The sequence below is a fragment of the Streptomyces sp. NPDC045022 genome, from assembly GCF_056432605.1.
Genome location: NZ_JBWKIR010000009.1, coordinates 57856 through 66860 on the forward strand (window position 1 = coordinate 57856; position 9005 = coordinate 66860).

Sequence of the window (9005 nt, forward strand, 5' to 3'; positions counted from 1 at the left end):
GGGGAGAGGAAGGGCCACCGGGGCCTGATCCGGTGGCCCCTCCGCGCGTGCCTAGCTGCCTGTGGTCCCGTCGACCAGTTCCCGTACGACGTCGATGTGTCCGTTGTGCCGGGAGGTCTCCTCGATGAGGTGCAGCAGCACCCAGCGGAGGTCGGGATGCCGGCCGTCGCGCATCGACTGCTTCGCCGGGGTGTCCAGGTCGGTGGCGGCGACCAGTTCGCGGTAGCGGGCGCTCTGCTCCTCGTACTCGGCGAGCAGCCGCTCCAGCGGGACGTCGACCGCGATCCGCATCTCACGGTCGGGGTCCTCGTCGGTCCACGGTCCCTGGTCCTCCTCACCGAGGAAGACCACCTGGAACCAGTAGTACTCCACCCAGCGCAGGTGGTTGACCAGCCCGCACAGGGTCATGAGCGGAGAGCCGGGCAGCGGCGCCCGGCGGGCGCCCTCCGGCGAGACACCCTCGCACTTGGCGTGGACGGTGGCCCGGGCGTAGTCGAGGAAGGTGGTCAGCTGGGTCCGCTCGTCCCAGGAGGGAGGCGTATCGGTTCTCGTCATCGCAGGGGACACTCCTTCATCGCGTGCCCACCGTCAACCGAATTGATCACAGCGCGCCGGCTCCGCCGCGGGACGGCCGTCGGCTAACAGAACTCCGCTTCGGTCACCGCGTCCATGTCCCCCGCCCAGTCCCCGTTGAAGTTGAACGCGAGGGAATGACGGCCGTCCGCCGTCGTCACCGCCGTGGACGTGGAGCCGTGGATGCCTCCGTCATGGCCCCAGACATGTACGCCGCAGCTCAGCGTGCGGTCCATGAGGCCGAGGCCGTAGCCGGTGTTCGGCGCACCGCCGACCTTCACCGTGGTCTTCATTTCCTTCAGCTGCTCGGCCGGGAGGAGCTTTCCGCGGAGCAGGGCGCTGTAGAAGCGGTCCAGGTCCGCGGAGTCCGAGATCATCTCGCCGGCCGAGGAGGCGAAGGAGGGGTTGAGGGCCGTGACGTCGTACATGGGGCCCGTGGCCGGCCCGGTGAACTCGGAGTAGGCGCGGCTGCTGGGGTGCGGGACGGTGACGTCGGTGCCGGGGACGGAGGTGGCCCGCAGGCGCAGGGGGTTGATGACCCGGTGCCGGATCTCGGTGGCGTACGAGTGGCCGGTCACCTTCTCGATCACCATGCCGGCCAGGACGTAGTTGGTGTTGGAGTAGTTCCAGGACGTGCCCGGTGCGAAGTCCGGTTTGTGCTTCAGGGCGATCGCCACCAGGTCGCCCGGGGCGACGGTGTCGTAGCGGTGCCGGAAGAACCCGTGCTTGAGGAAGTAGCTGCGGGCGAAGCCCTCGTCGGCCGTGTAGCTGTAGACGCCGCTGGTGTGGTTGAGGAGCTGGCGGACGGTGATGCGGCGCCCGTCGTGGCCGTGACCGCGCACGACCCCGGGCAGCCACGTGTCGACCGTGTCGTCCAGGGAGAGCCGGCCCTCCGCCTCCAGCTGGAGGAGGACCGTCGCGACGAAGGTCTTGGTGATGCTGCCGACGCGGTAGCGGTCGGCGGTCGAGCGGGGCGTGCCGGTGCGCAGGTCACCGGCGCCCGCCGTGGTGGACCAGGTGCCGTGGGCGTCCTTCGCGGTGGCGGTCACCCCGGGTACGCCGGCCTCGACCGCCGCCTCGACGGCCTTGCGGGTGCCGGCGTGGCCGTGGTCGTGGCCGGCGCCCGCCGCTGGCCCGGCCGCCGCGACGGCCGGGGCCGCCAGGGCCACCGAGAGGAGCAGGGTGGTGGTGCCCGCCAGAGTCGTACGTACGCGCATGTCTCAACCCAACCTGAGGTGTGTGGTGCGGTCACGGGAAGGGACCCGGTGGTGTCGCACGAAGGTTGCCTCGGCGTGGGCGGGTTGGGTGATATTCAGCCCTCCTTCAGGACCAGCTCCGTGTTCCGGTCGGCCGGCTTGCCCGCGAACGTCTTGTTGGCGCCGGGGGCGTTGAAGGCCAGCTCGCGGTAGAGGGCGGCCAGGCCGGTCTGCGAGAGGTCTGCGAAGTCGGTGCGGTGCGGGGCGGCGGACTCGACGAGGGTGGTGAAGACGGACAGCGTGCCGTCCTTGTTGTCGACCAGCTCGATGATGCGGGCGAGCTGGGGGTGGTCGATGTGCGAGGCGGTGGAGATCTCCCAGAAGGAGCGGCCGCCGGAGGCCGCGTGCGGGGTGACGATGTTCTTGTGGACGTGACCGTTCACCCAGGCCAGCACGTTGCTGTGGCCGGCGAGCAGGGACACCACCTCGTCGCCGGTGTGCCGGCGCTCGCCGGGGCGGGCCGGGTCGGGGCGGGCGTTGGTCATCGTCTTGCTGGTGTGGTGGCTGAAGACGACGGCGTGGGAGTCCTTGTTGTCCTTCAGGGTCTTGTCCAGCCACCTCAGCTGGGCGGTGCCGATGGAGCCCTCGAAGTGACCGCCGGCGTCGTTGGTGTCGAGGCTGATCCCGATGACGTCGTCGGAGACCCGGAAGGAGTAGTACTGGGTTCCGGCGTCGAGGTTCGCGGAGGAGTAGCCGTGACCGATCGGGCCGGCGCCCTGGTGGGCGGGGTCCAGGTGAGCCTTGAGATAGCCGGCCGGCGTGTACGGGGCCCGCTTCTCGTCCGGGGTGACGGAGCGCATGGCGCGCGCGTGCGCCTTGAGGAAGTCCCGGTACCCGACGCCCTGGGGATCCTGGGCGTTCTTGTTGGTGTTCTGGAACTTCTTCGCCTCGGCGGCGGAGACGGTCATCAGTTTCCTGCCGCCGATGGCCGCCTCGGCGAGGTAGGAGTCGCCGTGGGAGCCGTAGACGCCGAGCTGGAGGATGTCGTGGTTGCCGACGGTGGAGTACCAGGGCAGCTTGAGGCCCGGGCTCCTCACCTCCCGGATCGCGGCGGCCAGGAAGCCCTTCAGATACGGGAAGCCGAGCGCCTTGTCGTTGTCGCGGACGGTGGTGCCGGGCTGCCAGTACAGCTTCAGGCCGCTGTTCTGGACGCCCTCGTAGTGCCCCGGGTCACCGGAGTCGGGGGTGATGCGGCCACCGCTCATCACCGTCATGTACCACTCCAGCTCGCACAGCGCGTTGTTGTCGGTGTTGTCGCCGGTGGTCATGACGAAGTGGAGCGGGGAGCCGGTGACGGGGCCGCCGCGCAGCGCGTTGACCCGCTCGACGAGCGAAATGGCGCCGTGCACGGTCAGCGCCTCCTGTGGACGCCAGGCATGCGGGTCGGCGGCGCGCACGAACTCGACGCGCAGGGGGTGCTGGACGTCGGTGAGGTGCATGTCGGTGAACTGCACGAACGCGGCGAGGGTCGTACGCCGGTCCGCGCGGCCGGACTTGGGCGTGGCCAGCTCGCCGCGCACGACCCGCGTCCAGCCGGGGCCGTCGCCGAGGCGGCGGTAGCCGGAGCTGGTGCGCGGGGTGGCGACGGAGGCGAGTGTCGTGCCCTTGCTGTAGGGGGCGAGCGGGGTCGCCGCGGGGGCCTGCCCGGAGTGGGCGAGGGGTTCCCCGGTGGTGGTGGCGGCCTCGCTGTCGGTCGGGCGGAGCGCGTAGCCGACGCCCGCGGAGAGCGAGACCGCCCCGGCGGCGGCGAGGACGGTACGGCGGTTGACCGCCGAAGCGGAGGTGGTGACAGAGCGTATGCGCGACATGGCGCGATCTCCCCGAGTGCGAACGCGTCGGCAGTGGTCGCGGGCCGCCCCAGGCGCGAACGCCCCGCTCGCTCTGGATCGTTGGCAGCGGGGATGACCTGTGCGTGAACGCGGCGGCAACGCGCAGCGCCGATCACCGTACGTGGATCACGGGGTGGGGGACGTTGTCATGGAGTGGATCGCGGGCGGCCGGGGGCCGGTCGCTCCTCGTTCATCTCCTGGGGTAGGGGACGGTCTCCGGGCCGGAGATGTCCCGGTGCCGGCCGTTCCCGCCACAGCCGCAGCGCCACGTCGACCAGCCGCACCCGGGTGAGCCCGGCCACGGCGTCCAGGTCCTGCCAGGCGGCGAAGTCGGTCGAACCGCCGACCTCGTGGCGGAGTTCGCCGCCGACCACCTCGGCCTCGTAGACGATGCGGACGCCGTGGTGGTCGGTCTGGCGGCGCGGGCGTGCGCCGCGCAGGACCCGGCGGGAGGAGTCGATGCCGAGGAGACCGGTCACCTCGACGCGGTAACCGGTCTCCTCGGCGACTTCGCGACGGACGGTGTCGTACGGGTCCTCGCCGTGCTCCATGCCGCCGCCGGGCAACACCCACTCGGGGGTGCCGTGGGGCCCCGGGGAGCGGGCCAGCAGGATCTGTCCGTCGCGGACGCACACGGCGTAGGCCGCCACCCTCAACTTCCGTCGCATCCCCCGACGTTAACGCCGGGGTTGGCCGGTGAGTACTCCGGTGCGGACCAGCGCAGGGGCAGGGCCGCCGGTGTCTCCACGGCCTCCGTCAGGACGAAACGGACGGTCCGCTCGCCGTCGGCGGTGAACTCGGTGTGCGCCTCGCCGGTGAGCTGGAGGGTGGTGCCGGTCGTCCAGTCCAGCAGGAGCAGTCCGGCCCGGGGGTCGGCGCGCAGGTTGCCGAGGCTGAGGAACATGGCGTTGCCGGAGTAGTCCGGCCAGGTCAGTTCCTGCGGTGAGACGATCCGGACGAACCCGGGGTTGCCGCCCCGGTGGCTGACATCGGCTCCCCGGGCGTGCACGGTGGCCAGGCACCCGCCGCTGGTGCTCGATGGCCGCGTGCGGCAACCGGGCGAAGGCGTCCCGCCATTACGCACGTTCGAAGGAGAACTGAGCAAATACCGGACTATCGGCGTCCGATCCGCTCAAATCCCATCGCGGGTTTTCCCCATACATCCATATCGATTCGGTCAACGGTCCCCAAAGTCCTGACCCTTCGGTAAGGCTGAGCGCTCTCGTCCGCTCTTCCGTTACCTGAGGGATGCCGATGACCCACACGCCCGAGCGTGATCCCATACCCGGCCCGAGACGCCTGGCCCGCATAGCCGTGGCCGTGGGTGTGGTGGCCGCCCTCTCCGCGGCGGGGCCCATACCCCTGGCCCTCGCCGCGGACGCTCCCCCACAGCCGAACGCGTGGGAGGCGCCCCCATCCGCCCCGGCCGCCGACCCCGGCGTCAAGTCCGCCCATGACAAGCTCGGTTCGGACGACGCCGACGTGCTCGCCGACGCCAAGGCCGACGGCGCCAAGAACATCACGATGATGATCGCGACCGCTCCGGGGCAGACCGAGCGGGTCACCGAGGAGCTGGACGCGGTCAAGGGCGGCTCGGTGGGCCGCAGTTACGACAAGGTCGGCTATGTCCGGGCCACTGTGCCCACCGGCAGGGCCGACGCGGCCATCAAGGCCGCCGCGGGGCTCTCCTCGGTGCACGCCATCGACCTCCGGCAGGAGATCCCGCTCGACGACCCGACGCCGAGCGCGGACACCGCCGCCACGTCCCGCAGGGCGACGGGCGGTTACTCCGGCCCGGGCAAGGACACCCCGGCGGAGAACCCGTACAACCCCTCCTTCGAGACCGGTGCCGTCGACTTCGTCAAGGAGCACCCGAAGGCGGACGGCCGCGGCGTCACCATCGGCATCCTCGACTCCGGCGTCGACCTCAGCCACCCGGCGCTGCAGAAGACCAGCACCGGCGAGCGGAAGATCACCGACTGGGTCACCGCGACGGACCCGATCCTGGACAGCGACGGCACCTGGCGCCGGATGACCAATCCGGTCAGCGGCCCGTCGTTCGGCTACGGCGGCGCGACCTGGAAGGCACCGGCGGGCGACTACCAGGTCAACCTGTTCCGCGAGTCCGCGACCGCCGGCGGAGACGCCAAGGGCGACGCCAACCGCGACGGTGACACCACCGACGCCTGGGGCATCCTCTACGACCCGGCCGCCGGCACCGTCCGCGTCGACCTGAACAACAACTTCGACTTCACCGACGACACGCCGATGAAGCCGTACAAGGACGGCTACCAGGTCGGCTGGTTCGGCACCGACGACCCGAAGACCGACGTGGCCGAGCGGCAGCCGTTCGTGGTGCAGATCCGCAAGGACGTCCCGACCGACCCGTACGGCGGCGACTGGGTCGGCAAGAAGGCCGACTTCGTCAACATCGGCGTCATCGAGTCCGAGCACGGCACCCACGTCGCCGGCATCACGGCCGCCAACGGCCTGTTCGGCGGGAAGATGAACGGCGCGGCCCCGGGCGCGAAGATCGTCTCCTCCCGCGCCTGCACCTGGAGCGGCGGCTGCACCAACGTCGCCCTCACCGAGGGCATGATCGACCTGGTCGCCAACCGCGGCGTCGACATCGTCAACATGTCGATCGGCGGACTGCCGGCGCTGAACGACGGCAACAACGCGCGCGCCGAGCTGTACACCCGGCTCATCGACACCTACGGCGTCCAGCTGGTGATCTCCGCGGGCAACTCCGGCCCCGGCGCCAACACCATCGGCGACCCCGGCCTCGCGGACAAGGTGATCTCGGTCGGCGCGGCCATCTCCAGGCAGACCTGGGCCGCCAACTACGGCTCGGCCGTGGAGACGAAGTACGCGATGATGCCCTTCTCCTCGCGCGGCCCGCGTGAGGACGGCGGCTTCACCCCGACCCTGACCGCGCCCGGCGCCGCGATCAACACCACCCAGACCTGGCTGCCCGGCTCCCCGGTCACCGAGGCGGGCTACTCGCTGCCGGCCGGCTACTCGATGCTGCAGGGCACCTCGATGGCCTCCCCGCAGGCCGCCGGCGCCTCCGCGCTGCTGCTGTCGGCCGCCGGGCAGAAGGGCATCGACCTCACGCCCGCCGCGCTGCGCACCGCGCTGACCTCGACCGCCGACCACATCAAGGGTGTGCAGGCGTACGAGGAGGGTGCGGGTCTGATCAACATCGTGGACGCGTGGGACGCCATCCGGGACGACGCCTCCGCCCACGAGTACACGGTCAAGGCCCCGGTCGACACCGCGCTCGACCACGCCCTGAAGACCCCGGGCTTCGGCACCGGCCTCTACGACCGCGAGGGCGGTCTGCAGGCCGGCCAGAAGAAGACGTACGACATCACCCTCACCCGCACCTCCGGCCCGGACAAGGCCGTCCGGCACGAGCTGCACTTCGAGAACAACGCCGGTCACACCTTCCGGATCGTCGGCGACGACGTGGTGCGGCTGCCGCTGAACCAGCCGGTGACCGTCAAGGTGCAGGCCGCTCCGGGGTCCGCGGGCATCAAGAGCGCGATCCTCGAGGTCGACGACCCGAAGACCGAGGGCATCGACAAGCAGGTCCTCTCCACCGTCGTGGTCTCCTCCCCGGTGAACCACACCTACACGGCGTCGGGTTCGGTGCAGCGCAACAGCACGCGGTCGTACTTCCTGACCGTGCCCGAGGGCGCCAAGGCGCTGGAGGTCGCGATCGGCGGGCTGCGGGACAAGAGCCAGACCCGGTTCATCGCCATCCACCCGTACGGCACTCCGGTCGACAACACCTCGACCCCGTACTGCTACAACAACTACCTCGACGGCAACGGCTGCAAGCCCGACGTGCGCTCGTACGCCGACCCGCAGCCCGGCGTCTGGGAGGTCGAGGTCGAGGCCCGGCGCACCTCGCCGCTGCTGGACAACCCGTACCAGCTCGACGTCTCCGTCCTCGGCGTGGCCTTCGACCCGGAGACCGTCACCGTCCCCGAGGCGAAGGTCGGCACCCCGGCCACCGCCTCCTGGAAGGTGACCAACACGTACGCGGCCCTGGACGGCAAGCTGGTCGGCGGCCCGCTCGGCTCCTCCAAGACGGCCCGCCCGGCGGTCAAGGAGGGCGAGACGCAGACCACCACGGTGGACGTCCCGGCCGGCGCCAAGTCCCTGGACGTGGCGATCGGCGGCGTCTCCGACACGGCGGCCGACCTCGACCTGACCGTGTACGACGCGAGCGGCAAGCAGGTCGCGCAGTCCGCCGACGGTGACTCGGAGGAGGCGGTCTCCGTCCCGTCCCCGGCCGCCGGTACGTACACCATCAAGGTCGTGGGCTACTCGGTCCCGTCCGGCTCGACCGACTACGACTACCGGGACGTGTTCTTCTCCTCCACGCTCGGCACCGTCTCGGTCGACGGCTCCGCCCCGGTCAAGCTCGGCACGGGCGACTCGGCCACGGTGACCGGCCAGGTCACGGCCGCCGCCGAGGCCCCGGCCGGCCGCGAGTTCTTCGGGCAGGTCCAGCTGGTGAACGCACGCGGCACGGTCGCGGGCACCGGCAGCGTGAAGATCGAGAAGGTCACGCCGTAACGGGGTGACGCGATCGGGAGGGGCGGGTGTCCGGACGGACACCCGCCCCTCCTTCTTCTTCTCCGCTCAGGGCGTCCGGCCGGGCGGGCACGTGGTGTGCAGCGAGCCGGGCAGTGACTCGGTGATCCAGGCGCGGTCGGCGGCCACGCGGTCGCCGACGGCCCACAGGCTCGCCTTCTGCCGGCCCCGGCCGACCTGGACGAGCACGTGCTGTCCCGGACGCGGGGCCGGCTTCGCGCCGTCGTCCAGCAGAAAGCTGACCTCGGCCGGTCCGTGCGCAGGCTTGTAGGAGCGGATCACCGTCAGCGTGACCCGGCTCCCGGGGGAGCCCTGCTGCCGTGCCACCTTCGCCACGGTGCCCTCCACGACCAGCCGGGAGCAGGCCAGTTCGCGTTCCGGGTCCGCCGGGCGCCCGCTCTCCTGGGTCGCCCCGCTCTTGGCATCGGCAGCCCTCTTCGGCGCCCCGCCGTTGTCGTCCGCCCCGCCGCCGGTGTGCGTCACCAACCAGCCGAACCCGGCGGCCAGGGAGAAGGCCGCGGCACCGGCGAGCGAGCCGAGTGCGATGCGCACCGCCCGGCGGCGTCCCGACGGCCGGCCCGGGCGCCGGGGCCGGGACGGACCAACGGGACGCGTGACGCTCCGGGAACGGCCGGCCACCGGGCGCTGCGCGGGGGACGAGGGACCCGCGGGCCCGTCCCCGGGCGCGGCCTCCTCCCCGGGCGCCGGTGCCTGCGCAGCGGGGCGCCGCCGACTTGTC

At 71.5% G+C, this 9005-nt stretch carries 6 protein-coding genes and 2 pseudogenes; 2 read left to right on the forward strand and 6 right to left on the reverse strand.

Annotation, left to right across the window (positions count from 1 at the left end; translation table 11 throughout):
• Window positions 1-51 precede the first annotated feature (51 nt).
• The 5 genes and pseudogenes from AC07C1_RS17955 to AC07C1_RS17975 all read right to left on the reverse strand — a co-directional run.
• Window positions 52-555 (reverse strand): DinB family protein, encoded by a 504-nt coding sequence (locus tag AC07C1_RS17955; RefSeq protein WP_478940033.1) that lies wholly within the window; start codon window positions 553-555, stop codon window positions 52-54.
• 83 nt (window positions 556-638) lie between these two features.
• A complete protein-coding gene (locus AC07C1_RS17960) occupies window positions 639-1790 on the reverse strand; it encodes a serine hydrolase domain-containing protein (protein WP_478940035.1) in 1152 nt (383 codons plus the stop codon).
• A 95-nt stretch (window positions 1791-1885) separates the two neighbouring features.
• Window positions 1886-3637, reverse strand: coding sequence for a TIGR03767 family metallophosphoesterase (locus AC07C1_RS17965; protein ID WP_478940037.1), 1752 nt, complete (start codon window positions 3635-3637; stop codon window positions 1886-1888).
• A gap of 167 nt (window positions 3638-3804) precedes the next feature.
• Window positions 3805-4326 carry an NUDIX hydrolase gene (locus AC07C1_RS17970; protein WP_478940039.1) on the reverse strand — a complete coding sequence of 174 codons (522 nt, stop codon included), beginning with the start codon at window positions 4324-4326 and terminating at the stop codon, window positions 3805-3807.
• Window positions 4311-4676, reverse strand: a pseudogene (locus AC07C1_RS17975) (pyridoxamine 5'-phosphate oxidase family protein); the annotation flags it as partial. The pseudogene AC07C1_RS17975 and the gene AC07C1_RS17970, both read right to left, overlap by 16 nt.
• On the opposite strand from AC07C1_RS17975, the pseudogene AC07C1_RS17980 reads away from it, so the two are divergent.
• A pseudogene (locus AC07C1_RS17980) lies at window positions 4676-4759 on the forward strand (CGNR zinc finger domain-containing protein); the annotation flags it as partial. The pseudogenes AC07C1_RS17975 and AC07C1_RS17980 overlap by 1 nt on opposite strands.
• 153 nt (window positions 4760-4912) lie before the next feature.
• Entirely contained in the window at window positions 4913-8248 is a 3336-nt protein-coding gene (locus tag AC07C1_RS17985) for a S8 family serine peptidase (RefSeq protein ID WP_478940041.1), read from the forward strand.
• A 66-nt stretch (window positions 8249-8314) separates the two neighbouring features.
• Here the strand turns inward: AC07C1_RS17985 and AC07C1_RS17990 are convergent, their stop codons facing one another.
• The gene (locus AC07C1_RS17990; RefSeq protein ID WP_478940043.1) at window positions 8315-8818 is read right to left on the reverse strand and encodes a hypothetical protein; all 504 of its coding nucleotides are present in this window, start codon (window positions 8816-8818) and stop codon (window positions 8315-8317) included.
• Between the last annotated feature and the right edge of the window lie 187 nt (window positions 8819-9005).

What these genes read in the sequence shown, in the direction of transcription:
- AC07C1_RS17955 (WP_478940033.1), bottom strand. Translation starts at nt 555, where the DNA reads ATGACGAGAACCGATACGCCTCCCTCCTGGGACGAGCGGACCCAGCTG.
- AC07C1_RS17960 (WP_478940035.1), bottom strand. Translation starts at nt 1,790, where the DNA reads ATGCGCGTACGTACGACTCTGGCGGGCACCACCACCCTGCTCCTCTCG.
- AC07C1_RS17970 (WP_478940039.1), bottom strand. Translation starts at nt 4,326, where the DNA reads ATGCGACGGAAGTTGAGGGTGGCGGCCTACGCCGTGTGCGTCCGCGAC.
- AC07C1_RS17985 (WP_478940041.1), top strand. Translation starts at nt 4,913, where the DNA reads ATGACCCACACGCCCGAGCGTGATCCCATACCCGGCCCGAGACGCCTG.
- AC07C1_RS17965 (WP_478940037.1), bottom strand. Translation starts at nt 3,637, where the DNA reads ATGTCGCGCATACGCTCTGTCACCACCTCCGCTTCGGCGGTCAACCGC.